The organism is Polaromonas sp. JS666, assembly GCF_000013865.1.
In the GTDB taxonomy this organism is placed as follows: Bacteria; Pseudomonadota; Gammaproteobacteria; order Burkholderiales; family Burkholderiaceae_C; genus Polaromonas.
The window spans coordinates 3,197,463-3,221,827 of the sequence record NC_007948.1; the positions used below are offsets into that span (position 1 = coordinate 3,197,463).

A 24,365-nucleotide genomic window follows, 5' to 3' on the forward strand; every position below is an offset into this window, starting at 1 on the left:
TCCGTCGTGCCGCGTCTAGAAATCCCCGCTCGATCCGCTGGCCAGACTCTCAAACTTGGTGATGCGGTTGATAAACGCCAGCTTCACCGTACCCGTGGGGCCGTTACGCTGCTTGCTGATGATGACCTCGGCCACACCCGGCTCCTTGCAGGCCTCCTTGGTGTAGTACTCGTCGCGGTAGATGAACATGATGATGTCGGCGTCCTGCTCGATGGCGCCGGACTCACGCAGGTCGCTCATCATGGGACGCTTGTCGGTGCGAGACTCTACGCCACGGCTGAGCTGTGACAGGGCAATCACGGGGCATTGCAGTTCCTTGGCCAGCATTTTCAGGCCACGTGAAATTTCGCCGACGGCCGTCGCGCGGTTCTCGTCGTTCATGCTGGTCGACACGCTCATGAGCTGCAAATAATCGACCACGATCAAACCGAGCTTGCCGCACTGGCGGGCCAGGCGGCGCGCGTTGGCGCGAAGCTCGCTCACCGTGAGACCGGGTGTTTCGTCAATGTGCAACGAGACGGTGCGCAGCTTTTCAATGGCTTCGGTCAAACGCGGCCACTCTTCGTCGGTCAGGGCACCGGTGCGCAAATGGGTCTGGTCAATGCGGCCGATGGAGCCGACGATACGCACGGCGAGCTGGGAGGCTCCCATCTCCATGGAGAACACCGCCACCGGCAGGCCTTCGTTCAGCGCCACATGCTCGGCGATGTTGATGGCCAGTGCGGTGTTGTGGGTCACCACGTCCTGATCGGTGATGTAGAGCTTGCTGGGGTGGCTGACCGAAATGCACTGGCAGAGCGCTTTGCGGGTTGGCGTGATGGACGAAACAGTCAGACGCTTTGCGCGCTGCCATTGGGCGGGTGCCCTTGCAACTTTTTCAGCCAATGAAAACAAAGTCTTTGGTTCTGGGTGGGAAATGTTGCAGACATAGGCTGGTAAACCCGCCATGCGCATCCCTGCGACATTGGTGAAGTACGGCTGCTTTTGGTTGATGGAACACCAGCCACCCAATGAGCGCACAAGTTCCTGAACATCCTTCGCCAGTTGATGACTGGCGGTAGAAAACCGCACGCTCCCCCATTTTTCGACCCATCCATCGGTGTCAAGCAACCCCCGCAACACGCCAAGGCGCACGGTTTTTTGTGCTTCAAGGTAGATGCGTGGAATGAATTTTCTGTCGCTCGGCAATCCCGACAAACCCAGCGCCTGCAAACCCAACCGCAACGGATTGGACTGCACCCCGGCTACCCCTTTGGCGTGGGCGCCATTCTGCCGCGCAATGCGCCAGTCATAGCGTCCCGCATGGTTTAGCGACATCCCTTGCCCCAAGCCCTCAGACATGAGCGCCAGCATTTGCGGCGCAGCTGTGGAAAAGCGCACTGTGCCCGCTCCAGTCAGGCACCCATCGCCCAACAAACCGCCCAGAACCCAGGGATCAATCGGAACAGGATCTTCATGGCCAAATTCACCGGAGGCTGGCTCGACCCACAAACGATTCATATACCGTTTGCATTGAAGCATTACAGACAGTCTGGTCGTATTGACCACTCTGGGTACATCCCACTCGCGGTATTGCACCTGCCACAGGTGTTCGGCGCAACATTCGGTGCTGCGACCGTCAGAAAAACTGATACGAAAAACCTCTTTCTCTCCCTGCGGAAATACGGCTGTCACTATGGATGGTTGCCCATCAACGGAAGCCAGCGCGTCCCCCACAGCCAAATCGCCCATCGTGCTCCAGCCCGTGCGGGTGCGCACGCGGGCATCCAGGGGCTGCGCTTTTCCCATCGATGGGCGGGCGGCAAGAATCACCAGATCACCGGCCTGGAAGCCGGAGGTCATGCGGTCCAGATCGTAGAAGCCCGTGGGCACGCCGGTGACGTCCTGCGGGTTCTCGGCCATTTCGGTCACGCGGTCGAGCAGGCTGACCACCAGCGTGTCCATGCTCTGGAAGCCTTCCTTCATGCGCGAGCCCTGCTCGCCAATCTTGAAAATCTTCTGCTCGGCCTCGTCGAGGATGGTGGCGACGTCCTTGCCCTGTGGGTTGAAGGCGTTGGTGGAGATCTCGTCGGAGGCCGACACCAGCTTGCGCAGGATGGAGCGCTCGCGCACGATCTCCGCATAGCGGCGGATGTTGCTGGCGCTGGGCACGTATTGCGCGAGCGAATTCAGGTAGCCCAGGCCGCCCACCTCGTCAGCCTTGCCCTGGTTCTGCAGGTGCTCGTAGACCGTGATGATGTCGGCCGGCTTGGAAGCGTTGATGAGCGCGCCAACAGCGGCGTAAATCAGTTTGTGCTCGTGGCGATAGAAGTCTTCATCGGTCAACAGGTCGCCCACACGGTCCCAGGCGCCGTTGTCGAGCAGCAGGCCGCCCAGTACGCTGGATTCGCCTTCGATGGAGTGCGGCGGAATGCGCAGCTGGGCGATTTGCCGATCGGCGCTGTAGCCGGGGTCGTTGTAGGCAGAAAGTACGGCAGACATGGGTTTCCTTGACAGCTTTGGATGCTATCGCCGCGGTGCTACGGCGTCATCGGATAACACTGTTTATAAATGGTGAATAACAGGGGTACAACCCTGTAAAAGATGTGAATTGACGCCCCATGAAAAAAGCCGCTCCGAAGAGCGGCTTTTTTAGCAGCGTAACCGGATTTAAGCGGTTTCGCCGTAGACCGTCACAGTGATGTCGACTGCCACGTCAGTGTGCAGTGCCACGCTGACAGCATGGTCGCCCACGGTCTTCAGCGGGCCGTTGGGCATGCGGATTTGCGACTTCAGGACGGGGAAGCCCTGTTTGGTCAACTCGGCCGAGATGTCGTGGTTGGTGACGGAGCCGAACAGGCGGCCATCCACACCGGCTTTTTGCGTGAGCTTGACGGTGGTGCCGCCCAGCTTTTCGCCCTGGGCCTGCATTTCCGCGAGCTTGGCGGCGGCGGCTTTTTCGAGCTCAACGCGCTTGGCCTCGAACTCGGCCTTGTTGGCTTCGGTGGCGCGACGGGCACGGCCGGAAGGGATCAGGAAGTTGCGTGCGTAGCCGTCCTTGACTTTGACGACTTCACCCAGATTGCCCAGGTTCACGACTTTGTCGAGCAGAATAATTTGCATGGTCGTGCTCCTTACAGGCTACGGTGCTGGTCGCTGTAAGGCAGCATCGCGAGGAAGCGAGCGCGCTTGACGGCGGTGTTGATCTGGCGCTGGAAAATCGCGCGCGTGCCGGTCAGGCGTGCGGGGATGATTTTTCCGTTTTCGGCTACGAAATCGCGCAGGGTGTCGATGTCCTTGTAGTCGATTTCTTCAACGCCAGCGGCTGTGAAGCGGCAAAAACGCTTGCGCTTGAACAGCAGGGATTGGGTATTGCGCTTGGGGCGCTTGTCTTTGTTGAAACGTTTTGGTCCGGCCATGATGGACTCCTTAAATGGGATTCAGTACTTGATCGATTGCTTGAATATGAAAAACAACGCCTTTGCTGGTGCGCGCATTGATGAGGAACCCGGTGAACCTGAAGGGCTTGCCTAGCGGGGACTTGGCTGATTGCTCAGCCAGCGTTCCGAAGGCAACCGCCCTGACCGTCAATTTGACCTGTCTGGCAACACCTGCTTCGACGATTTCGGACTCGTGTTCGAGGACGAAATTGGCGGCGGGGATTCCAGCGGGCGTGTAGCGAAGAGGACTGGCCTCGGCGATACAGGCGGTCAGTTCAACGTGGTTCACTGCGGGCTTTTGCTCAATGGCAGCTGCGCGGCAGCGAGGCGTTCAACAGCATGTGTGGCGACTCAATGAAGAGTTAAGCCGCATACTCCTGCTGCTGGGCTTTACGGGCTTCTTCCCTCTCGACGTTGCGCATCATGAGGGATGGGCCGGTTTCAGCCTTCTTCTTGACCACGGTCAGGTGGCGCAGCACGGCATCGTTGAACTTGAACGCGTGTTCGATTTCTTCCATCACGGCCTGGCTGGCTTCGATGTTGATGCACAGGTAGTGGGCTTTGGCGAGTTTCTGGATCAGGTACACCAGCTGGCGGCGGCCCCAATCTTCAACACGATGCACTTTTCCACCGCCGGCGGTGATCATGCCCTTGTAACGTTCCAGCATGGCTGGCACTTGCTCGCTTTGATCCGGATGGATCAGCAAGACGATCTCATAGTGACGCATAAACTCTCCTTGTGGTTGATTAAAGCTGCCCCAGCGTCGTTAAGGGTGCAGCAAGGCGAAGCCCATCATTATAGCCCGTTGGAGAGGCCGGGCGCAAATCCGAGCCTTATCCAACGAGGTATGAGCCTGAAGCGGGTTCCGTGATTCCAATGAGGTATGAGCCTGAGCGGCGGGTTTGGGTCGATCATTTTTCGCATGGTGATCGACATGGACGAGACCCGTCTGCAAACAATTTCCCAACTTCAGGCCTTTCTGGCCGGCACGCTGGAGGTGCGCTTTGGCGTGCCCGACAACGATGACGCCCGCTATGCCCACATCGTCTCGGTGGCCCAGCGCTTTGGCTACGCTCGCCTGAATCGGCCCGACAAAGGCGTGGTGCTGCGCTACCTGCTGGCTACCTGCGGCTACTCGCGCGCCCAGCTCACCCGGCTGCTGGCACGGGTCCTGGACGGTCAGCCCTTGGGTAAACGATATCGCGCTCCCGCCCACGCCTTTGCAAAGCGCTATACCCCGGCGGACGCCCTGCTGCTGGCCGAGGTGGACCGCGCCCACGGCACGCTCTCGGGGCCTGCCACCGCGCATTTGCTCAAGCGGGCATGGCATGTGTTTGGCGATGCCCGCTTCGAGCGCCTGGCCAGCCTGTCGGTGTCGCACCTGTACAACCTGCGCCATGGCAAGACCTACCGGAATCAACGCGTGAGCTTAACCAAGACGCGCCCCGTGCTCAATCCCATTGGCATGCGGCGCGCTCCGCGCCCCGAGGGCCGTCCGGGCTTCATCCGCATCGACTCGGTGCACCAGGGCGATCTGGACGGCACCAAGGGGGTGTATCACGTCAATGCGGTGGACATCGTCACCCAGTGGGAGGTGGTGGCCACCTGCGAGCGCATCAGCGAGGCCTACTTGCTGCCCGTGCTCGAAGACCTGATCGAGCAGTTTCCGTTCAGGATTCTGGGCTTTCACTCGGACAACGGCAGCGAGTACATCAACAAAACGGTGGCCCAGTTGCTGGAGAAGCTGCGGGTGGAGCAGACCAAGTCACGCTCCCGGCACTCCAATGACAATGCGCTGGCCGAGAGCAAGAACGGCGCGGTGGTCAGAAAGGCCTTTGGCTACAGCCACATTCCCCAGCGCTTTGCCGCCCCCATCAACGCGTTTTGCCGTGAGTTCCTTAACCCCTATGTCAACCTGCACCGCCCCTGTCTGTTTGCCAAGGAAGCGGTCGATGCCAAGGGCAAGGTGAGGAAGACTTACCCGCACGAGATGGTGCAAACCCCGCTGGACAAGCTGGCAAGCCTGGCTGGCGCGGGCAAGTTCCTGCGCAAGGGCATCACCATCAAACAGCTTCAATCAAAGGCCCAGGCACAGAGCGATCTGCAGGCCGCCAACGCCATGAATGCGGCCCGCCTTAAACTGTTTGACTTGTTCCACCGACGATCCAAATCCGCCGCCTGATTCATCTCTCTATCCGGCTTCGCTCAGGCTCATACCTGAATTGGAAAATACTATCCGGGTGTTCGAGGTCCTGCCAAGGGCGCTTTCAAAGGGCCGTTCAAGGCTTTTTAAAGGCTTTTCAGGTCCGGATAACGCACATGGTCCACCAGATCGCAGGCTTTCTGGGGAGGGGGACGGGTCACCAGGCTGACCAGCACGATCACGGCAAACCCGACCGGGACGCCAAACAGCCCTGCAGAAATGGGCTCGATCCCCCACCAGAGCTGGATGGGCGAGGTGACGCCGAAGGCCTCCCGCAGCCACGGCTGGGTGGTCAGCATGTAGAAGGAAGTCACGCCCAGGCCCGCCATCATGCCCAGCACCGCCGCAATACCGGTCGCGCGTTTCCAGAAAATGCCCAGGCTCAGCGCCGGGAAAAACGAGGCCGCCGCAAAGGAAAAAGCCGCCGACACAAGAAACAGGATGTCGGCCGGTTTTTGCGCCGCCACATAGGCCGCCGTCAGGGCCACGACGAGCAGCAGAATCTTGGACACCGTCACCCGGCTGACCGTCGAGGCGTTGGGGTCGATCATCTTGTAATACAGGTCATGCCCCAGCGCATTGGCAATCGTCAGCAGCAGCCCGTCTGCGGTGGAGAGCGCGGCCGCCAGACCACCGGCCGCCACCAGCGCTGAAATAACGTAAGGCAGCCCTGCAAGCTCAGGAGTGAGCAGCACGATGACGTCGCCGCCTACCGTCATTTCATTGAGTTGCAGGATGTTGTCCTTGTTGACATCGGTGACCGACAGCAGCGATGGGTCCACCCTGCTCCAGGTGTTGACCCAGGCAGGCAGATGGTCAAACGGCATGCCCACCAGCACGGTGAAAATTTCATATTTCACCAGCACGGCCAGGGCCGGCGCCGTGAAGTACAGCAGGCAGATAAAAAACAGCGACCAGGTGACCGACTGGCGCGCCTCCCGCACGCTGGGGACGGTGTAGTAGCGCATCAGGATGTGCGGCAAGGCGGCCGTACCCACCATGAGACAAAAGACCAGCGCCAGGAAATTCCGGCGCGACGTGTCGTAAAGCACTTTTTCTTTTGGCGTGCCGTCCGGGTCACCGGAAAACTGGGCCGCGTGGGGCGGCATGCCGTTGAGCGGCTGGCTCTTGATGTCCGCAGTGGCTTTGGCGGCCGACCAGCTGCGGACCGCGGCCGCCTCGTTCCTGGGCATTGCCGCCAGCGCCCTCGCCGCTGCAGACACCTGCGCAACGGAGGCGTTACCACTCTTCAATTCCTCCATCTTCCGGCTGGCATCCAGCCGGTCGGCGGTCAATGACGCCGCGGGATCCTCGATCTTGTTGGCCAGCGCCTCCGATCGCTGCCGGAAGAGCGCCCGCACCTGCTGTTCCCCAGGATCATTGGCCAGCTGCTTTTCCTTGGCGGTGACCTTTTCCAGCTGATAGCCGTAAACCAGTTGCGGCACCGGTACGCCGGTTTGCTTGGCCGACAGCCAGATCACCGGAATCAGGTAAGCCACGACCAAAATGATGTATTGGGCCACCTGGGTCCAGGTCACGGCGCGCATTCCACCCAGGAATGAGCACACCAAAATACCGCCCAGCCCGAGGAAAATCCCGAGCTCGAACGCGATACCCGTGAGATAGGACGTGATCAGGCCGACACCATAAATCTGGGCCACCAGGTAAGTAAAGGAACACAGGATGGCGGCTATCACCCCGATGAACCTGGGCAGGCTTCCACCGTAGCGCTCGCCCAGGAAATCCGGGATGGTGAACTGGCCAAACTTGCGAAGGTAAGGCGCCAGCACCAGCGCGACCAGGCAATAGCCGCCCGTCCAGCCCATGATGAAAGCCAAACCGCTGTAACCCGTGAGGTACAGCGTTCCCGCCAGGCCGATAAAAGATGCCGCCGACATCCAGTCAGCCCCGGTAGCCATGCCGTTGTAGACCGCCGGGACGCGGCGGCCCGCCACGTAATATTCGGCCGCGTCAGTGGTACGGCTCATGATCCCGATACCCGCATACAGGCCAATGGTGGCCATCAGAAAGGTGGAGCCTATCCACAACCGGGGCATTCCCAGGCGCTCCAGGCCGGCGAGCACCGCCACAAACAGCACCAGGCCCACCGTGTACCAGCAGTAAACCTGGTTCAGCTGGGCCTTGAACTGCTGCTTTGAGAGTCGCTCCCCTTCACGGGACCCGAAAAATCCGGCCATGGCTCAGTGATCTCCATCATCTGCGAGGTCTGCCACGCCATGCTTGACATCCAGATGGTTCATGTACCACGCATACACCCCGATGATGAGGCAGTACACCAGCAAAGCCCCCTGCGCTCCCATCCAGAAACTGAAGGGCCAGCCGAAAAACCTGAAGCTCAACGCCCGAGCGAAGTAGCTCACGCCAAACGTCACGACCGCCCAGATCAGCAAAAGCGCGGCCGTCAGGACGAGGTTCTTGCGCCAGTAGCGGCGCTGGCTGTCAGTGAGCTGCATTGCCCACCATGTCCATCGCGGCGCCTTGGGGCGGCACCGCATGTGCCAATTGGCCCGCCCTGCCTTGCACGCCGAACTCGTTTTCCAATTGCGCGGCCATCCGCGGCTCACACTGCCGGAGGTGGTCGATGATCTTCCGCGCCTTCTCATGGCGGCCAATAGCAAGCCAGGCCACCGCCTGGGCTCTGAACCAGTGATAGCTCAGCGTTGCCTTCATTTGCACAGTGCCACGCCTATCCGCAGGCATATACCGACCTTGGCAATGGCTGCCCCGCCCCAGATGAACAACAGGACGAGGCCTGCCACCAACGGCAGGTGGCGGTCGAGCACCACCCGGGGTGCAAGCCAGCGTGCGGCCCGTACCCAGGTGCGCCCGACCACTTGCAGCAGGCGATAAAACAGGTTGTGGTCGCGGGCCGGGCCCGACAGCAGACCAATCACCCATATTGGCCCAACAGCGCGAGCCCTGCGATTTCGGCGAGCAGTTTGACAGTGGTAACAACAGCAAGCATGGCATTTAGGGGAAATGCCCCGATTGTCATCGGAGGGCTTGCCAGTTGCTTACCGCGCGCACTCAGCGCACCGGGGGTTTTCCCTCAGTTGGCCAGGCGCTTCCAAGTGTCGATCACGGTGTCCGGGTTCAGCGAGATCGAGCCGATGCCCTGCTCCTTGAGCCAGAGTGCAAAGTCCGGATGATCGCTGGGGCCCTGGCCGCAGATGCCCACGTATTTGCCCTGCCGCCTGCAGGCGCTGATGGCCTGGCTCAGCAGAGCCTTGACGGCCGGGTCGCGCTCGTCGAAGTCCGATGCCAGGATCTCCAGGCCCGAATCACGGTCCAGTCCCAGCGTCAGCTGTGTCAGGTCGTTCGAACCAATCGAGAAACCGTCAAAATATTCGAGGAACTGGTCGGCCAGAATCGCATTGCTCGGCACCTCGCACATCATGATCACGCGCAGGCCCCGCTCGCCGCGCTTGAGGCCATGCTGCGCCAGCAGATCGGTCACCTTTTTGGCCTGCCCGAGGGTGCGGACAAAAGGCACCATGACCTCAACATTAACCAGACCCATGTCGTTGCGCACGCGCTTGAGCGCTTCACATTCCATGGCAAAGGCTTCGCCAAAATCCGGGCTGAGATAGCGCGATGCGCCGCGGAAACCGAGCATCGGGTTTTCCTCCTCGGGCTCGTAACGCGAACCACCAATCAGCTTGCGGTATTCGTTGGACTTGAAATCCGACAGACGCACGATCACCGGCTTGGGCCAGAAAGCCGCGCCAATGGTGGCGATGCCTTCGGCCACCTTGTCCACGTAAAAAGCGCGTGGCGATGCATGGCCGCGCGCCACGCTTTCCACCGCCTTTTTCAGGTCCGCATCGACATTCGGGTAGTCGAGAATCGCCTTGGGGTGCACACCGATGTTGTTGTTGATGATGAATTCCAGCCGCGCCAGGCCAACGCCATGGTTGGGAATCTGGCAAAAATCAAAAGCCAGCTGTGGGTTGCCGACGTTCATCGTGATCTTCAGGTCGATAGGCGGCATGGTGCCGCGCTGCACCTCGGTCACTTCGGTTTCCAGCAAGCCGTCGTAGATGTTGCCGGTGTCGCCTTCGGCGCAGCTGACCGTCACCAGCATGCCGTCCACCAGCCGCTCGGTGGCGTCGCCACAGCCGACCACCGCCGGAATGCCCAGCTCGCGCGCAATGATGGCCGCGTGGCAGGTGCGCCCGCCGCGGTTGGTCACGATGGCGCTGGCGCGTTTCATCACCGGCTCCCAGTTGGGGTCGGTCATGTCGGTCACCAGAATGTCGCCAGGCTGAACCTGGTCCATCTCGCTGATGTTGTGCACGATGCGAACCGGGCCGGTGCCGATCTTCTGGCCGATCGCCCGGCCTTCGGCCAGCACGGTACCGGTGCCCTTGAGCTTGTAGCGCTGTTCGGCCTTGCCCTTGGACTGGCTTTTTACCGTCTCGGGGCGGGCCTGCAGGATGTAGAGCTGGCCGTCGGTACCGTCCTTGCCCCACTCGATGTCCATGGCGCGGCCATAGTGTTTTTCGATGATGACTGCGTAGCGGGCGAGCTGCTCGATGTCTTCGTCGCTCAGCGAATAGCGGTTGCGCAGTTCCGCAGGCACGTCGGTGGTCTTGACGAGTTTGCCGCCGGCCTTTTTCTCCTCGGCCGTGGTGAACTCCATCTGCAGCAGCTTGGAACCCAGGTTGCGACGAATCACGGCACGATTGCCTGCCTCGAGCATGGGCTTGTGCACGTAGAACTCGTCAGGGTTCACCGCGCCCTGCACCACCGTTTCGCCCAACCCGTAACTGGAGGTGATGAAGACCACGTCTTCAAACCCGCTCTCGGTGTCGATGGTGAACATCACGCCGGCCGCGCCCAGATCGCTGCGCACCATGCGCTGCACGCCGGCCGACAGGGCCACGTCGGCATGGGCAAAGCCCTTGTGCACGCGGTAGCTGATGGCTCGGTCGTTATAGAGCGAGGCAAACACCTCTTTCATCTTGTGCAGCACGTCTTCAATGCCGACGACATTCAGGAAGGTTTCCTGCTGGCCGGCAAAGGAAGCATCGGGCAGGTCTTCGGCCGTGGCGGACGAACGCACCGCAAAGCTCGCCTGCGCATTTCCGGCGCTCAGGGTGGCAAAGCTGCCGCGAACGGCTTGTTCGAAGTCCGGCGGGAAAGGCTGGGCTTCGACCAGGGCGCGAATTTTGGCGCCGGCCTCGGCCAGCGCGCGCACGTCGTCGGTGTCGAGCGCATCGAGCAGCGCATTGATTTTTTTATCCAGACCGTCGTAGGCCAGAAACACCCGGAAAGCGTGCGCGGTGGTGGCAAAACCCGTAGGCACCCGCACGCCTTGCGGGCCGGTGGGCAACTGCGAGATCATCTCGCCGAGGCTGGCGTTTTTGCCGCCAACGGCCTCGACATCTGTCATTCTCAGGTTTTCAAACGGTACGACCAGGGCGGTCGCCTCAAACAGGTTGGACATGAAAATACTCCGGGAGGTTTAAAAACCGGGGAATTCACCATGCGCGGCAAGCAACCTTGTTGTTGTTTGAAGGGGCTGTGGCGGGGCATGGCGTGACAATCGGGATAATTGCCACGATTGTAGGGGCCTGCGGCCGGATGTGCCGCGTCAGCCTTTCACCCAGCTTTCAATCAGACAGACGCCCACCATGTCCCAACGCACCGTGTTTTTCATCTCCGACGGCACTGGCATTACCGCCGAAACCTTTGGTAACGCCATCCTGGCGCAGTTTGAGTTCAAGCCCCGCCATGTCCGGCTGCCGTTTATCGACAGCGTGGACAAGGCCCACCAGGCCATCCGGCAGATCAACCACGCGGCGGAAGTGGAAGGCAAGCGGCCCATTGTTTTTACGACGCTGGTGAACATGGAGATCCTGGCCGTCATCAAAACCCACTGCAACGGCATGCTGCTGGACATGTTTGGCATGTTTGTGGCGCCGCTTGAGAGCGAGCTGGGCATCAAGTCCAATCACCGGGTGGGCCGCTTTTCGGATGCCTCCAAAAGCAAGGAATACGACGACCGGATCGAGGCGATCAACTTCTCGCTGGCCCACGACGACGGCCAGAGCAACAAGGACCTGGCGGGCTCTGACGTGATTCTGGTGGGCGTGAGCCGCAGCGGCAAGACGCCGACCTCGCTGTACCTCGCCATGCAGTACGGGCTCAAGGCCTCCAACTACCCGCTGATTCCGGAAGACTTTGAGCGCCGCCAGCTACCGCCTGCGCTGGTGCCGCACCGCAAGAAAATCTTTGGCCTGACGATTGCTCCCGAGCGCCTGAGCCAGATCCGCAACGAACGCCGGCCCCACTCCACCTACGCCAGCCTGGCCAATTGCCGCCATGAAATCCACGAGGCCGAAGCGATGATGCGGCGCGAAGGCATACGCTGGCTGTCCACCACCACCAAGTCCATCGAAGAGATTTCCACCACCATCCTGCAGGAAATCCGGCCGGAGCGGCTGGAGTACTGACTGCCGAAATCGATTTTCCAGCTCACCCGGAGCTGCAGTCGCTATCATTTTTGCAGCTCGTTACGCCCACTGATATCGGCATACAGCCACATTTTCGCCAGCGTGCGCCAGGTGAACCCGTGCCTTTTCACGCCCGAGAGCGTGTGGAGGGCGCGGTGCTGCAAGTGATCACTGCAGCGCCACGTGGCTGACTCACAAAATGCGACGAAAGTATGCGCGAATAACTCTCATTCGCAACAATTCAATGCAAAAATAGCCCACCGCAACAACCGCGGATCAAGAGAAAGCATAGCGAGTGGCAATTCGATAAATAGTAAATACCTATCAAAGTCAATAAATTAAAAGACATATACTATCAATTCGCAAGCACTCAAGTATTTTTTTAACCAAGCCATAGAAAGCAAAAATGTCTCTGATCAACACCGAAATCATTCCCTTCAAGGCCACCGCGTATCACAACGGCAAGTTCGTTCCTGTCAGCAACGAGAACTTCATGGGCCATTGGTCCGTCGTGGTGTTCTACCCGGCCGACTTCACCTTTGTCTGCCCGACCGAACTGGGCGACCTGGCCGACCACTACGCAGAATTCCAGAAGCTGGGCGTCCAGATTTACGGCGTGTCGACCGACACCCACTTCACCCACAAGGCCTGGCACGACACCTCCGACACCATCCGCAAGGTCCAGTACCCGCTGATCGGCGACCCCAGCCAGCAGCTGTCCCGCGCCTTCCAGGTGCTGATCGAAGAAGGTGAAGACGCAGGCCTGGCCTATCGCGGCACCTTCGTGATTGACCCGGCAGGCAAGATCAAGACCATCGAAGTGCACGACAACGGCATCGGCCGTGACGCTGCCGAGCTGCTGCGCCGCGTGAAGGCTGCCCAGTACGTGGCCGCCCACCCCGGTGAAGTCTGCCCCGCCAAGTGGACGGAAGGCGCCGAAACGCTGAAGCCTTCGCTCGACCTGGTCGGCAAGATCTAAGCCCAGCCTGTTTGCGCCAAGCCCGGGCGCGCCAGCTCCCGGGCTTTTTTATTCCCCCATGCATTCGAAAAGTGAGTTCCCCATGCTCGACGCCAGCACCAAAGCCCAACTGAAGAGTTACCTCGAGCGCGCCACGCAGCCGATCGAAATCATCGCGTCGCTCGACGACGGCAAGGCCTCGGGCGAGCTGCTGTCGCTGCTCAAGGATGTGGCTGAATCGTCGCCGCTGGTCACGCTGACCGAAAGCCGCGACGACCCGCACCGCAAGCCCTCGTTCTCGGTCAACCGCCCGGGCGAAAACCACGGCCCGCGTTTTGCCGGCCTGCCCATGGGCCATGAATTCACCTCGCTGATCCTGGCGCTGCTGCAGGTCGGCGGCTACCCGCCGAGAGTCGAGCAGGCCGTGTTGGAGCAGATTCGTGCGCTCGACGGGGATTTTGAATTTGAGATTTATGTTTCACTTACCTGCCACAACTGCCCCGACGTGGTCCAGGCGCTGAACCTGATGGCGGTGCAGAACCCGCGTATCCGCACCACCATGATCGAAGGCGGCACCTTCCAGGACGAGGTCAAGGAGCGCCAGGTCATGGCCGTGCCCACCGTCTTTTTGAACGGCACCGAGTTCGGCCAGGGCCGCATGAGCCTGGAAGAAATCCTGGCAAAAATCGACACCAGCGGTGTGGAACACGAAGCGGCCAAAATCGCCGCCAAGGACCCGTTCGACGTGCTGATCGTCGGCGGCGGCCCGGCCGGTGCCGCAGCGGCGGTGTACGCCGCGCGCAAAGGCATACGCACCGGCGTGGCGTCGGAGCGTTTCGGCGGCCAGGTGCTGGACACCATGGGCATCGAGAATTTCATCTCGATCAAGGAAACCGAGGGGCCGAAATTCGCGCACGCGCTGGAAGAACACGTGCGCAACTATGACGTCGACATCATGAACCTGCAGCGCGCCAAGGCGCTGGTTCCGAATACCGGACCAGGCAAGGACCTGATCGAGATCCAGCTTGAAAGCGGTGCCTCGCTCAAAAGCAGGTCGATCGTCATATCGACCGGCGCGCGCTGGCGCAACATCAACGTGCCGGGCGAGCGCGAGTACAAAAACAAGGGCGTGGCCTACTGCCCGCACTGCGACGGCCCGTTGTTCAAGGGCAAGCGCGTGGCGGTGATAGGCGGCGGCAACTCCGGTGTCGAAGCGGCGATCGATCTGGCCGGCATCGTCGGGCATGTGACGCTGATCGAGTTCGACACTGCGCTGCGTGCCGATGCCGTGCTGCAGCGCAAGCTCACCAGCCTGAAGAACGTGACCGTGTTCACCCATGCGCAGACCACCGAGATCACCGGTGACCAGAAGGTCAATGGCCTCATCTACAAGGAGCGTGCAAGCGGCGAGTTGAAGAAGGTCGAACTGGAAGGCGTGTTCATCCAGATCGGCCTGGTACCCAACACCGACTGGCTCAAGGGCGTGGTTGAGTTGTCCCGGCATGGCGAGATCGTGGTGGATGCCAAGGGCCAGACCTCTGTGCCTGGCGTATTTGCAGCCGGCGATGTGACGACCGTGCCTTTCAAGCAGATCATCATCGCGGCAGGCGAAGGCGCAAAGGCCGCGCTGAGCGCTTTCGATCACCTGATCCGCACTTCAGCACCGGCAGCCTGAAGCCATGCGCCAGTTGGCCGGCAGCATGTTTCTGCAAAGAAGAACGCCTATCAATCCCATTCGCCCTCAAAACGCACCTGTAAGGTCATGGCATTTTGCTTGCCGAACCCAGCCAGTCTGAAGACAATGGAATTCGTCAAAAAAACCAGAAGGATCTCCCATGAAAGGCGACGCCCAAGTCATTGAGCACCTGCAGGCCCAGCTTAAAAACGAGCTGACTGCCATCAACCAGTACTTTCTGCACTACCGGATGTACAAGCACTGGGGCCTGGACAAGCTGGCCAAGAAGGAATACGAGGAATCCATCGGCGAGATGAAGCATGCCGACAAGCTGATGGACCGCATCTTCGTGCTGGAGGGCCTGCCTAACCTGCAGGACCTGGGCAAGCTGATGATCGGTGAAGACGTGCTGGAAGCGCTGAATTGCGATCTGAAGAGCGAGCAAGGCGCCCAAGCCACGATCAAGGACGGCATTGCGCATTGCGAAACCGTGCGTGACTATGTCTCGCGCGACCTGCTGCAGGAAATCCTCGACGACACCGAAGAACACATCGACTTTCTGGAAACCCAAATCGATCTGGTCGACAAAGTCGGCATACAGAACTACCTGCAAAGCCAGATGGGCGAGGTCAGCTGAGCGCAGTACCGCAGCACGCTTCGGGCAAATAGCCCGGCGCACTGAACAAAGGGGCCTGAACGGCCCCTTTGTCGTTCCGGAAGCCCCATCCCGGATGCCCCATCTATTGCATTAGAACCACATCCAACCTGATTTCTGGCGGCTTTTGGGGGAAGATCGACTCAAAGTTATTACGAATCATTATCATTTGACATACACTCGGAGACGAACTTTACGAGCCAGCCAAACTCATTGTCCCGACGGGACAGCTTCGAGCATAGCCAAGCTATTTCCTGAAACCCCATCCGCCTGCGTCCAGGTGGATGACGCTTGGAGGCCAACTTGGCACACCCTTCCGCTCGCGCCGCACGCTCTGCGCGCAATAAGAAATCCCGTCTGTCGCCCGTTGCCATCGCTACAACGAACACGTCGGCATCGTCGAGCCCAGCCCTCTTGCCTCTTGGCGCGTTGATGCTGGCTGTGTCCGTTTCCAGCTGGGCACAAAACGTCACGCCAACTCCCAGCGCCACACCCGCTGCATCGTCTACTCAGGCTGAAGGTAAAACCCTGGCTCCCGTGGTGATCAAGGAAAAAGCTGAAGCCGAAGAAGGCAAGGACTCTGTGCGCGCCACCCGCTCCACCATCGGCAAAGGCAACCAGGAACTACGCGACATACCCCAGTCTGTCACGGTGGTCACGGAAAAACTGATTGACGACCGCAATCTGGATACCGTGAAAGAGGCCCTGAAAAATACCGCGGGCATCACTTTTCTGGCGGCAGAAGGCGGCGAAGAAGATATTCGCTTGCGCGGCTTTGCGTTGCAAAGCACTGGCGACGTTTTTGTCGATGGCATTCGTGACCCGGCGTTCTACGAACGTGACACGTTCAACCTGGACCGCCTTGAGTTGCTGCGCGGCTCAGCATCCATGTTGTTTGGCCGCGGCTCCACCGGCGGTGCGGTCAACCAGGTCAGCAAATTGCCACGCCTGATCAATGAAAACGAGATTTCCACCACCCTGGGCAGTCACAACTACAAGCGCGTGACGGGCGACTTCAACATCAAGACCGGCGAGGACGCCGCACTGCGCATCAATGCCATGGCTACCAAAGCCGACAACAACGGCGCGGGCAGCAGCATCGACAAAAAGGGCCTGGCGGTGTCTTACCGCCTGGGCATCGGCACTGCCGACGAGTTCCTTGCCAGCCTGTACTACCTTGACAACAACAACGGCATAAACTACGGCCTGCCGTGGATTCGCCCCAACGCCAGTTCACCAGCCCGCGACACGACCATCCTGCCGGTGGATCCCAAAAACTATTACGGCGCAGCCAGTGACTACAACGCCGGCAGCGCCACCATGGCAACGCTCGGCCACATACACCGCTTCAGCAGCGACAGCGAACTGAAAACACAATTGCGCGTCGGAAAATTCGAGCGCGACCAGCGCGCCAGCACCATCCGTCTTGGCGCAGCGGCACTGCAACCCGGCGGCGTGGCTGCCACGCTGGCCAGCTTCGGCCCGAACACCGTATTGACGCGCGGCACCCAGCTCAAGATCCAGAACCTGGATACCGTGAATCTGCAAAGCGACTTCAGCACCAAGTTTGCTGCTTTGGGTGTGCAACACGAGTTGCTGACCGGTGTCGACTTTTCCCAGGAAAAAAAGAGCGTGTATGCCGCCCGAACCGCTGCCCAGGGCGGTGTCAACCTGACCAAGCCCAACACGCTTGCCGGCACGCCCGACGACGGCGCCTCGATCCTGGAATCCCGCCGCGTGCTGCGCACCTCCAGCGACTTCTCTTCCGATGGCGTTGGCGTTTATGCGCAAGACCTGATCCAGATTGCGCCGCACTGGAAACTGCTGGCCGGCCTGCGCTATGACCACATGAAGGGCAACTACAACACCTTCAGCATACCGGCTGCAGCCGCAGGCCCTGTCACGACCACGTCGTACAGCCAGAGCATCGGCGAGTGGAGCAAGCGCGCTGGCGTGCTGTACCAGCCCAACCCGCTGCACTCATACCACGTCTCCTACGGCACATCGTTCAACACGTCAGGCGATACCTATTCGTACAGCGCGGCCACGGTGAACACACCGCCGGAATCCAGCCGCAACTTCGAAATTGGTGCCAAGCTGGATACGGCAGACAAGCGCTTTACCACCCGCCTGGCCGTGTTTCATTCGACCAAGCTGCACGAACGCAACACTGACCCGCTCTTGAATATTGCTGTTTTGTCAGGCAAGCGCCACGCGGCGGGTGCGGAGATCGACATCACCGGACGCCTCACGCCGCAATGGGAAATCTACGGCTCCTACATGTGGATGCCCAGCGCCCGGATCGATATCGGGGCAGAAGGCGCTGAAGGCCAGGGTTCGCGCCCATCGCTCACACCACGCCACAGTGGCACCGTGTGGACCACTTACCAGGTCACGCCCAAAGTGCGTGTGGGTGGTGGCCTGAACTTCCGCGGTAAACAAACACCAAACCGCAACCCGGGCTGGGAAGTGCCGAGCTTCGTGACGGCTGATTTGATGGCCGAATACGCCTTGAGCGACCAGATCACGGTAAAGGCCAATCTGTCCAACGTCAGCAACAAACTGTACGCTGACGCACTGTATTCAGGTCACTACATTTCCGGTGCTGGCCGCATCTTCCAGGTGACTGGCACCGTGAAGTTCTGATTCTTCAGAGCTTTCAGTTTCTTCAAGGCTTTTGCCACCTCACTCCGGGGTGGCTTTTTTACTTGCATAACCACCCCCATGCTGCTCACTCTTCCCGACATCCTCAGCCCGCAGGACCTGCAGGCAGCTCGTCAACTGCTCATCGACGCCCCCTGGGCCGACGGCAGGGACAGCGCTGGCGCCCAGGCACGGCAGGTCAAGAATAATGCCCAGCTACCGCACGATTGCGAAGCGGCACGAGCCATTGGCACCATGGTCGTCGGTGGACTGGAACGCAGCGCGTTATTCCTCACGGCTGCACTGCCCAAAAAAATCTTCACGCCCCGCATTAACCGCTACAGCGGGGCGGCCAATCACTACGGTAACCACGTTGACAGCGCCATACGCACCATGGCGGGCAGCGGACAGCGCGTGCGCACCGATGTTTCCTGCACCGTCTTCCTGTCAGAGCCCGATGACTATGAAGGCGGCGAACTCACCATTGCCGATACCTACGGCGAGCAGCGCATCAAACTGCCCGCCGGCCATGCTGTTTTGTACCCGGGCACCAGCCTGCATCAAGTGCAGCCCGTAACACGCGGCCAGCGTCTGGCCTGCTTCTTCTGGGTAGAAAGTCTGGTGCGCGGCAACGAACAACGCCGCCTGCTGTTTGACATGGACATGGCCCTGATGCAGCTTCGCCAGGAGCACGGCGAGAGCCAGGCCACCGTCGCGCTCACAGGCGCCTACCACAACCTGCTCCGCATGTGGGCCGACACATGAGCGCAGTCAAAACAATCGCCGTACCTGCCGTCGAGCCCTTGCCGTCCGGTCTGGTCACACTGGCCGACCATGAGGCTCAAGCACGCGAGCGGCTGGATGACAACGCCTGGGCATATTTCAGTGGTGGTGCCGGGGACGAATTGACCCTGCGTGCCAACCGCACGGCCTGGGACAACCTGACCTTGCTGCCCCGCGTACTGCGTCCGATGGCTGGTGGACACACCAAAATCGAGTTGATGGGGCGCACACTGGCCCACCCGCTGTTATTGGCGCCGGTGGCTTACCAGCGCATGGCCCACCCTGACGGGGAGATCGCCACCGCCCATGCCGCGGCCTCCCAAGGCGCGGGCCTGGTGCTCAGCACGCAAGCCAGCGTGCCACTGGAAACCGTAGCCGAAGCTTTTGGCGCCTACGCTGAACGCGGGCCGTTATGGTTTCAGCTTTACTTCCAGCACGACCGCGGCTTCACGCGTGAACTTGTTCAACGCGCGGAACATGCAGGTTACGAAGCGCTGGTACTTACCGTAGATGCACCAACCAGCGGTGCGCGTGACCGTGAGCGGCGCGTCGCCTTCAAGCTGCCGGCGGGAATCTCCGCCGTCAACCTTGCGCGCCTTTCACCGCAGCCCTCGAATCCCGGGCCTGGATACAACGCCCTGTTCGACGGCCTGCTCGCGCATGCGCCGACCTGGGCCGACGTCGAATGGCTCCAGTCCACGACACGGTTACCGGTGGTACTCAAAGGCGTACTGCATCCCGAAGACGCGCGCCAGGCTGCAGCGCTGCGGCTTGCGGCCTTGATCGTCTCAAATCATGGCGGCCGCACACTGGACACCGCCCCTGCGACGGCCACCATACTGCCGCGCATTGCCGAAGCGCTGGCCGGTGATCTGCCGCTATTGGTGGATGGCGGAATCCGCCGTGGCACCGACGTGCTCAAGGCTATCGCCCTGGGGGCTCGTGCCGTGCTGGTCGGACGTCCGTATGTGTATGGCCTTGCCAATGCCGGAGCCTTGGGCGTAGCGCATGTGCTGCGCCTGTTGCGCGACGAACTGGAAATCGCCATGGCCCTGTGCGGCTGCGCCACGCTGGATCAGGCGACCCCCGAGCTTTTGTTCAAGGCCTGTTCACGGTAAAAGGGGAGATGCGTTTTAGCGTGAGCAGGCCCTAGTCAAATATCCTGAAATTTCCGTGGCTATTGCTCAGATATTGCAAATGCGATAGATTCGCATTTATAATTGCGGCACTGCTTCAATTTTGAGCAGTTAACCCAACAGCCAAGCCCATCCATGATCGTTTGCGTCTGCCGCCGAGTCTCTGACCGTGAAATTGCCCGCCATGCCCGCGCCGGCATGGGTTTTGACGAGATCCAGTTCGAACTCGGTGTGGCCACCCAGTGCGGCCAGTGCGAAGGTTGCGCCCGAGACGTGGTGGCCCAGTGCAGCACAAGCTGCCCGACGGCCAACATCAAGCTAGCCAACCAATCCCAGGAAGGCAGCCCGTGGAACACTCCGCAACCCTCTTTGCAGCTCTCCCCATCAGCCTGATACTGGTGCTTGGCGCCGCGTGGTGGATCTTCCACCGCGCATCTTGACCCAATCTGTGGCACGCTGGTGCCCTGCAAACCTGATCCATTTCGCGATGAACGCCACTGCCTTCACCGGTGCCCCTGCCCCCCGGGCGGATGTGCCGCGTCAGCCCCTTAGCCGCAATGCGGTGATTGCCCTGGTGGTGGTGGCCCTGCATGTTGGCTTCATCTGGGCGCTGCAAAGCGGCCTGCTCATGCGCGCTGCGGAACTGGTGGTGCCCGCCGAAGTCCTGTCGCAGTTTATCGATCCACCTGCACCCAAGGCGGAGCCGGTGCCACCCGCACCACCGACACCGGTTGTCATACAAAAGAAGGCCATCGCCAAGGCCCCCCTGCAACCGCAGCCCCTGGCCATAGCAGACCCCAGCCCGTCCCCTGATGCCCCAACGGGCGCCATCGCGCCCCCCCTTCCCGCGGCGCCTGTAGCCGTCGCGGCAGCGCCCACCGCCTCCCCTGCGCCAGCTGCGCCGGCTGCGGTGCAACTGCCTTCCAGTGATGCCGACTATTTACAGAATCCGAGACCGCCGTATCCCGCCCTCAGCAAACGGCTGGGCGAACAAGGCCGCGTAGTTCACAGCGTGCTGATTGGCGTGGATGGACGGGCAATCAGCGCCAAACTGGTGCAATCCAGCGGTTTTGAACGCCTCGACAAAGCGGCTTACGACGCCATCATGAAATGGCGCTTCGCACCTGGCAAACGCAACGGTGTCCCGGAAGCCATGTCGTTCAATGTCCCCTTCAACTGGGTTCTTGAGTAATTTTTTGAAAACTGTGGAGTATTGATTCATGAATTCCCAATTTGGCCTTGCCAACGTCTGGAGCCAGGGCGACATCGTCACCAAATCGGTCGCACTGCTGCTGCTCGCCATGTCGCTCGCCTCGTGGATGGTCATCATCATCAAGACGCTGGACCTGATCAAGTACAAGAAAATCGCCAGGGCTGCTGAAGACTTCTGGCACAGCGAAGATTTCGCAGCCGGCCTGACCAAGCTGGGCGCAGACCCCACCAACCCGTTCCGTCAGCTGGCACTGGAGGGTCGTGAGGCCACGCTTCATCACCGCAACACCAAGGCGCATCTGCATGATGCGCTGGATGTGAGCGACTGGGTCACGCGCACGCTGCGCAACACCATCGACGAATTCACCGCCCGGCTGCAGTCCGGTCTGGCCGTCCTCGCTTCCGTAGGCTCCACCGCCCCGTTCATTGGCCTCTTCGGCACCGTCTGGGGCATTTACCACGCGCTGTTGTCCATAGGCGCGGCAGGCCAGGCGACCATCGACAAGGTGGCAGGCCCCATCGGCGAGTCGCTGATCATGACGGCACTCGGCCTGGCCGTGGCGATTCCGGCGGTGCTGGGTTACAACGCACTGGTGCGCGGCAACAAGGGCATTTTGCAAAAACTCAGCCGCTTTGCCCACGACCTGCACGCCTACTTTGTGACCGGTGCACGCATCACCACCAGCAACGGCCCGGCCAATGTCGTGCCCATGAAGAAAGCCTGAGCCCGGCGCTTCAAACCTGCAAACCCAATCGTCCTGTCGCACCATCGCGCCAGGCTAATTTTCAGTGATCGAGAAGCACCATGGCCTTTGGCACCCAAGACGACACCGATGATGTAATGAACGAGATCAACATGACACCCATGGTGGACATCATGCTGGTGCTGCTCATCATCTTCATCATCACCGTTCCCGTGATGAAGCACTCCGTCAACATTGACCTGCCGCGGGCCACCAACGAAGCGCAAAACATCAAGCCGGAAACGGTTCGCCTGAGCGTGGATGCGCAAGGCAGCTATTTCCTGAACGAAACCGCCATCACCGACGAAGACCTGGCGCCGCGGCTGAAGGCTGCAGCGGCGCAAAATCCGCAGCCCGACCTGCATATCCGCGGCGACAAATCGGTTCGCTACGAACGCGTCGCCCAGGCCATGGCCACGGCGCAGCAGGCAGGCTTGCGAAAAATCGGTTTTATCACCGAGCCCAGGAACTGATTTCCAGCTGCACCGCAAGACGGCCGCGCAAGCTTTAACAAATTCACCGCAGAAAAATACGCACAACGGCGCAGTTTGAATGAAATCCCCTTGATTTTTAAATGAGAATGGTTATCATTCACTCAACAAAGCGCAAACCGGTTTAAACCATCATGTCCCCAGCCCTGCCTACTTCAGACAACCAGAACCCATCCGCTGGCACACCCGCGCATCCAGGAGCTGGGTCGGGCGGTGCCATAGCCCCTTCCAGCTGCCTGGACAGTCATGAAATTTTGCGCGGTCAAAAAACAGTGGCCATCAGCCACAACGGCTCGACTTACCGCCTGCAGGCCACACGCCTGGGCAAATTGATCCTGACCAAGTAAGCGCAGCACCAGCCGGTTTTAGCCGCAAACCTCAGCACCCGTTTCATCGTGGGGCGATCCGGAGCCTGTAGCGGGCTCCTCAGGTCGTTTTTAGCCAGCCACGGGCCCTTCAAGGGGTCGTTTAGCCAGGCTTTTTTTCACGTTCACCGTTCAACCTCGCTGTTTCCCGTGCGCCACGCGACTGTTCGCACAAGCGCCACACCACTGGGCGGCCTGGAGAACAAAAAAGCCGACCCCGGGGTCGGCTTTTTCATGGGGCGGGCACTTCAGGTCAGCGCCGGATCAGGATCTCTCTGACAGGCCGATGGCCGCGATGCCGGCCCGCGCAATCTGCGCATCCTCGCTGGATTTCACACCGCTCACACCGACAGCACCGATGCACTGCCCATCCTTGACAATCGGCACCCCACCTTCGAGCATGCCCTGGACGTAAGGCGCTGACAGGAAGGACATGCGGCCACCATTGATGACATCTTCATAAACCTTGCTCTCGCGGCACCCCATGGCGGCGGTATTGGCCTTGGACGGTGCGATATGGGAAGAGATGGGTGGCGCGCCATCAAGGCGCTGCAGGTGCAGCAGGTGGCCGCCGTCATCGACGATGGCAATGGTCACGGCCCAGTTGTTTTTAAGGGCTTCAGCCTCGGCGGCGGCGGCGATGGCCTTCACGTCGACGGATTCAAGAACTGCTTTTGATTTCATGGTTTTCCAGAAAGGGGGTTGGCAAGAACATCGAGCATACGCAAGTTTGGCCGCCTTCCGGGCTGTAATTGCCCCAAAATTAGCTTGGAGAACCCTCACAAAAAGTAGGAGGTGGGCCGTACGCCTTTCTTGAAAAAGGCACATTGACCCCTAAAATGACTTTGTCTGCATTTGCAGGCTCCCCTGGAGATGTTTTCATGAATGACAATGTTCAGACCCTCGACTATGGCTCGGCCTCGTCGGCCCTGCAGCGCAACAAGGTGCTGCGCAACACTTATTGGCTGCTGGCGCTGAGCCTGCTGCCAACCGTGCTGGGCGCATGGGTGGGCGTGGCAACCGGCATTACCCTTGCGCTCACGGGAGGCCTCGGCCTGATCGTGTTCCTGGGCGGTGCATTCGGCTTCATATTCGCCATCGAGAAGACCAAGAACTCGGCCGCAGGCGTGCCTGTATTGCTGGGCTTCACGTTCTTCATGGGGCTGATGCTTTCGCGGATGATCGGCATGATCCTCGGCTTCAAAAACGGCTCCGAACTGATCATGACGGCCATGGGCGGAACAGCCGGCGTGTTCTTCGTGATGGCGTCGCTGGCCAGCGTGATCAAGCGCGACATCTCCGGCATGGGCAAATGGCTGTTTGTCGGTGCCGTGGTTGTGATGATCGGCAGCATCATCAACGTTTTTGTCGGCTCCACGGCCGGCATGATGGCCATCTCGGTGGCCGTGATCGCCATTTTCAGCGCCTACATGCTGTACGACCTCAAGCAGATCCTGGACGGCGGCGAGACCAATTACATCAGCGCCACGCTGGCGCTGTACCTCGACCTGTTCAACGTGTTCCAGGCGCTGCTGGCGCTGCTGGGCATCTTTGGCGGCGAGCGCGACTGACGCCGCGCGGCGTCCTGCCTCCCCCAAAAAA

Annotated in this window: 25 protein-coding genes; 14 read left to right on the plus strand and 11 right to left on the minus strand. The window is 60.3% G+C overall.

What is annotated here, in order from left to right:
- Window positions 1-15 precede the first annotated feature (15 nt).
- The 5 genes from dnaB to rpsF all read right to left on the minus strand — a co-directional run bounded on the left by dnaB (window position 16) and on the right by rpsF (window position 4,147).
- The gene (gene dnaB, locus BPRO_RS15130) at window positions 16-2,481 is read right to left on the minus strand and encodes a replicative DNA helicase (protein WP_011483945.1); all 2,466 of its coding nucleotides are present in this window, start codon (window positions 2,479-2,481) and stop codon (window positions 16-18) included.
- Between the two features lie 168 nt (window positions 2,482-2,649).
- On the minus strand, window positions 2,650-3,102 hold the full coding sequence (rplI, locus tag BPRO_RS15135; RefSeq protein WP_011483946.1) for a 50S ribosomal protein L9: 453 nt from the start codon (window positions 3,100-3,102) through the stop codon (window positions 2,650-2,652).
- A gap of 11 nt (window positions 3,103-3,113) precedes the next feature.
- The gene (rpsR, locus tag BPRO_RS15140; protein ID WP_011483947.1) at window positions 3,114-3,398 is read right to left on the minus strand and encodes a 30S ribosomal protein S18; all 285 of its coding nucleotides are present in this window, start codon (window positions 3,396-3,398) and stop codon (window positions 3,114-3,116) included.
- A 10-nt stretch (window positions 3,399-3,408) separates the two neighbouring features.
- The gene (priB, locus tag BPRO_RS15145) at window positions 3,409-3,708 is read right to left on the minus strand and encodes a primosomal replication protein N (protein ID WP_011483948.1); all 300 of its coding nucleotides are present in this window, start codon (window positions 3,706-3,708) and stop codon (window positions 3,409-3,411) included.
- 73 nt (window positions 3,709-3,781) lie between these two features.
- On the minus strand, window positions 3,782-4,147 hold the full coding sequence (gene rpsF, locus BPRO_RS15150) for a 30S ribosomal protein S6 (RefSeq protein ID WP_007871089.1): 366 nt from the start codon (window positions 4,145-4,147) through the stop codon (window positions 3,782-3,784).
- Window positions 4,148-4,354: 207 nt separating this feature from the next.
- Here rpsF and BPRO_RS15155 point away from each other — a divergent pair, with 207 nt between their 5' ends.
- The gene (locus tag BPRO_RS15155; RefSeq protein ID WP_232291415.1) at window positions 4,355-5,602 is read left to right on the plus strand and encodes an integrase; all 1,248 of its coding nucleotides are present in this window, start codon (window positions 4,355-4,357) and stop codon (window positions 5,600-5,602) included.
- Window positions 5,603-5,709: 107 nt separating this feature from the next.
- Here the strand turns inward: BPRO_RS15155 and BPRO_RS15160 are convergent, their stop codons facing one another.
- From BPRO_RS15160 to ppsA, 5 genes are all read right to left on the minus strand, one after another.
- Window positions 5,710-7,821 carry a sodium:solute symporter family protein gene (locus tag BPRO_RS15160; RefSeq protein ID WP_011483950.1) on the minus strand — a complete coding sequence of 704 codons (2,112 nt, stop codon included), beginning with the start codon at window positions 7,819-7,821 and terminating at the stop codon, window positions 5,710-5,712.
- A gap of 3 nt (window positions 7,822-7,824) precedes the next feature.
- On the minus strand, window positions 7,825-8,097 hold the full coding sequence (locus BPRO_RS15165; protein WP_011483951.1) for a DUF4212 domain-containing protein: 273 nt from the start codon (window positions 8,095-8,097) through the stop codon (window positions 7,825-7,827).
- Entirely contained in the window at window positions 8,084-8,314 is a 231-nt protein-coding gene (locus BPRO_RS15170) for a hypothetical protein (protein ID WP_041388858.1), read from the minus strand. The genes BPRO_RS15165 and BPRO_RS15170 overlap by 14 nt, the downstream gene beginning before the upstream one ends.
- Window positions 8,311-8,538: a hypothetical protein gene (locus tag BPRO_RS15175; RefSeq protein WP_011483952.1), complete on the minus strand. Its 228-nt coding sequence runs from the start codon at window positions 8,536-8,538 to the stop codon at window positions 8,311-8,313. Before BPRO_RS15175 ends, BPRO_RS15170 begins: the two co-directional genes overlap by 4 nt.
- A gap of 155 nt (window positions 8,539-8,693) precedes the next feature.
- Window positions 8,694-11,093, minus strand: a complete 2,400-nt coding sequence (ppsA, locus tag BPRO_RS15180; protein WP_011483953.1) for a phosphoenolpyruvate synthase — start codon at window positions 11,091-11,093, stop codon at window positions 8,694-8,696.
- A 187-nt stretch (window positions 11,094-11,280) separates the two neighbouring features.
- On the opposite strand from ppsA, the gene BPRO_RS15185 reads away from it, so the two are divergent.
- The 12 genes from BPRO_RS15185 (at window position 11,281) to hemP (ending at window position 22,745) form a co-directional block, all read left to right on the plus strand.
- On the plus strand, window positions 11,281-12,102 hold the full coding sequence (locus BPRO_RS15185; protein WP_011483954.1) for a posphoenolpyruvate synthetase regulatory kinase/phosphorylase PpsR: 822 nt from the start codon (window positions 11,281-11,283) through the stop codon (window positions 12,100-12,102).
- A 406-nt stretch (window positions 12,103-12,508) separates the two neighbouring features.
- Window positions 12,509-13,081 (plus strand): alkyl hydroperoxide reductase subunit C, encoded by a 573-nt coding sequence (gene ahpC, locus BPRO_RS15190; RefSeq protein WP_011483955.1) that lies wholly within the window; start codon window positions 12,509-12,511, stop codon window positions 13,079-13,081.
- 82 nt (window positions 13,082-13,163) lie between these two features.
- Window positions 13,164-14,735: an alkyl hydroperoxide reductase subunit F gene (ahpF, locus tag BPRO_RS15195; protein WP_011483956.1), complete on the plus strand. Its 1,572-nt coding sequence runs from the start codon at window positions 13,164-13,166 to the stop codon at window positions 14,733-14,735.
- A gap of 160 nt (window positions 14,736-14,895) precedes the next feature.
- A complete protein-coding gene (gene bfr, locus BPRO_RS15200; protein WP_011483957.1) occupies window positions 14,896-15,372 on the plus strand; it encodes a bacterioferritin in 477 nt (158 codons plus the stop codon).
- Window positions 15,373-15,822: 450 nt separating this feature from the next.
- Window positions 15,823-18,036 (plus strand): TonB-dependent receptor, encoded by a 2,214-nt coding sequence (locus tag BPRO_RS15205; RefSeq protein ID WP_011483958.1) that lies wholly within the window; start codon window positions 15,823-15,825, stop codon window positions 18,034-18,036.
- A 78-nt stretch (window positions 18,037-18,114) separates the two neighbouring features.
- Window positions 18,115-18,798 carry a Fe2+-dependent dioxygenase gene (locus BPRO_RS15210; protein ID WP_011483959.1) on the plus strand — a complete coding sequence of 228 codons (684 nt, stop codon included), beginning with the start codon at window positions 18,115-18,117 and terminating at the stop codon, window positions 18,796-18,798.
- Window positions 18,795-19,934 carry an alpha-hydroxy acid oxidase gene (locus BPRO_RS15215; protein ID WP_011483960.1) on the plus strand — a complete coding sequence of 380 codons (1,140 nt, stop codon included), beginning with the start codon at window positions 18,795-18,797 and terminating at the stop codon, window positions 19,932-19,934. Before BPRO_RS15210 ends, BPRO_RS15215 begins: the two co-directional genes overlap by 4 nt.
- Before the next feature lie 153 nt (window positions 19,935-20,087).
- A complete protein-coding gene (locus BPRO_RS28640; protein ID WP_081430521.1) occupies window positions 20,088-20,345 on the plus strand; it encodes a (2Fe-2S)-binding protein in 258 nt (85 codons plus the stop codon).
- Window positions 20,346-20,439: 94 nt separating this feature from the next.
- Window positions 20,440-21,144, plus strand: a complete 705-nt coding sequence (locus BPRO_RS15220) for an energy transducer TonB (RefSeq protein ID WP_041388859.1) — start codon at window positions 20,440-20,442, stop codon at window positions 21,142-21,144.
- A gap of 28 nt (window positions 21,145-21,172) precedes the next feature.
- A complete protein-coding gene (locus BPRO_RS15225) occupies window positions 21,173-21,889 on the plus strand; it encodes a MotA/TolQ/ExbB proton channel family protein (RefSeq protein ID WP_011483963.1) in 717 nt (238 codons plus the stop codon).
- 80 nt (window positions 21,890-21,969) lie between these two features.
- Window positions 21,970-22,380 carry an ExbD/TolR family protein gene (locus BPRO_RS15230; protein ID WP_011483964.1) on the plus strand — a complete coding sequence of 137 codons (411 nt, stop codon included), beginning with the start codon at window positions 21,970-21,972 and terminating at the stop codon, window positions 22,378-22,380.
- A gap of 152 nt (window positions 22,381-22,532) precedes the next feature.
- Window positions 22,533-22,745 (plus strand): hemin uptake protein HemP, encoded by a 213-nt coding sequence (hemP, locus tag BPRO_RS15235; protein WP_011483965.1) that lies wholly within the window; start codon window positions 22,533-22,535, stop codon window positions 22,743-22,745.
- A gap of 282 nt (window positions 22,746-23,027) precedes the next feature.
- On the opposite strand, the gene BPRO_RS15240 is transcribed toward hemP, so the two are convergent.
- Window positions 23,028-23,447 (minus strand): GlcG/HbpS family heme-binding protein, encoded by a 420-nt coding sequence (locus tag BPRO_RS15240; protein WP_011483966.1) that lies wholly within the window; start codon window positions 23,445-23,447, stop codon window positions 23,028-23,030.
- 197 nt (window positions 23,448-23,644) lie between these two features.
- On the opposite strand from BPRO_RS15240, the gene BPRO_RS15245 reads away from it, so the two are divergent.
- On the plus strand, window positions 23,645-24,334 hold the full coding sequence (locus tag BPRO_RS15245) for a Bax inhibitor-1/YccA family protein (protein ID WP_011483967.1): 690 nt from the start codon (window positions 23,645-23,647) through the stop codon (window positions 24,332-24,334).
- Window positions 24,335-24,365: the final 31 nt, after the last annotated feature.

What these genes read in the sequence shown, in the direction of transcription:
- ahpF (WP_011483956.1), top strand. Translation starts at nt 13,164, where the DNA reads ATGCTCGACGCCAGCACCAAAGCCCAACTGAAGAGTTACCTCGAGCGC.
- ahpC (WP_011483955.1), top strand. Translation starts at nt 12,509, where the DNA reads ATGTCTCTGATCAACACCGAAATCATTCCCTTCAAGGCCACCGCGTAT.
- BPRO_RS15230 (WP_011483964.1), top strand. Translation starts at nt 21,970, where the DNA reads ATGGCCTTTGGCACCCAAGACGACACCGATGATGTAATGAACGAGATC.
- BPRO_RS28640 (WP_081430521.1), top strand. Translation starts at nt 20,088, where the DNA reads ATGATCGTTTGCGTCTGCCGCCGAGTCTCTGACCGTGAAATTGCCCGC.
- BPRO_RS15165 (WP_011483951.1), bottom strand. Translation starts at nt 8,097, where the DNA reads ATGCAGCTCACTGACAGCCAGCGCCGCTACTGGCGCAAGAACCTCGTC.
- BPRO_RS15225 (WP_011483963.1), top strand. Translation starts at nt 21,173, where the DNA reads ATGAATTCCCAATTTGGCCTTGCCAACGTCTGGAGCCAGGGCGACATC.
- rpsR (WP_011483947.1), bottom strand. Translation starts at nt 3,398, where the DNA reads ATGGCCGGACCAAAACGTTTCAACAAAGACAAGCGCCCCAAGCGCAAT.
- bfr (WP_011483957.1), top strand. Translation starts at nt 14,896, where the DNA reads ATGAAAGGCGACGCCCAAGTCATTGAGCACCTGCAGGCCCAGCTTAAA.
- rplI (WP_011483946.1), bottom strand. Translation starts at nt 3,102, where the DNA reads ATGCAAATTATTCTGCTCGACAAAGTCGTGAACCTGGGCAATCTGGGT.
- BPRO_RS15170 (WP_041388858.1), bottom strand. Translation starts at nt 8,314, where the DNA reads ATGAAGGCAACGCTGAGCTATCACTGGTTCAGAGCCCAGGCGGTGGCC.
- ppsA (WP_011483953.1), bottom strand. Translation starts at nt 11,093, where the DNA reads ATGTCCAACCTGTTTGAGGCGACCGCCCTGGTCGTACCGTTTGAAAAC.
- BPRO_RS15160 (WP_011483950.1), bottom strand. Translation starts at nt 7,821, where the DNA reads ATGGCCGGATTTTTCGGGTCCCGTGAAGGGGAGCGACTCTCAAAGCAG.
- BPRO_RS15155 (WP_232291415.1), top strand. Translation starts at nt 4,355, where the DNA reads ATGGACGAGACCCGTCTGCAAACAATTTCCCAACTTCAGGCCTTTCTG.
- BPRO_RS15245 (WP_011483967.1), top strand. Translation starts at nt 23,645, where the DNA reads ATGAATGACAATGTTCAGACCCTCGACTATGGCTCGGCCTCGTCGGCC.
- hemP (WP_011483965.1), top strand. Translation starts at nt 22,533, where the DNA reads ATGTCCCCAGCCCTGCCTACTTCAGACAACCAGAACCCATCCGCTGGC.
- BPRO_RS15185 (WP_011483954.1), top strand. Translation starts at nt 11,281, where the DNA reads ATGTCCCAACGCACCGTGTTTTTCATCTCCGACGGCACTGGCATTACC.
- dnaB (WP_011483945.1), bottom strand. Translation starts at nt 2,481, where the DNA reads ATGTCTGCCGTACTTTCTGCCTACAACGACCCCGGCTACAGCGCCGAT.
- BPRO_RS15240 (WP_011483966.1), bottom strand. Translation starts at nt 23,447, where the DNA reads ATGAAATCAAAAGCAGTTCTTGAATCCGTCGACGTGAAGGCCATCGCC.
- BPRO_RS15215 (WP_011483960.1), top strand. Translation starts at nt 18,795, where the DNA reads ATGAGCGCAGTCAAAACAATCGCCGTACCTGCCGTCGAGCCCTTGCCG.
- rpsF (WP_007871089.1), bottom strand. Translation starts at nt 4,147, where the DNA reads ATGCGTCACTATGAGATCGTCTTGCTGATCCATCCGGATCAAAGCGAG.
- BPRO_RS15220 (WP_041388859.1), top strand. Translation starts at nt 20,440, where the DNA reads ATGAACGCCACTGCCTTCACCGGTGCCCCTGCCCCCCGGGCGGATGTG.
- BPRO_RS15205 (WP_011483958.1), top strand. Translation starts at nt 15,823, where the DNA reads ATGCTGGCTGTGTCCGTTTCCAGCTGGGCACAAAACGTCACGCCAACT.
- BPRO_RS15210 (WP_011483959.1), top strand. Translation starts at nt 18,115, where the DNA reads ATGCTGCTCACTCTTCCCGACATCCTCAGCCCGCAGGACCTGCAGGCA.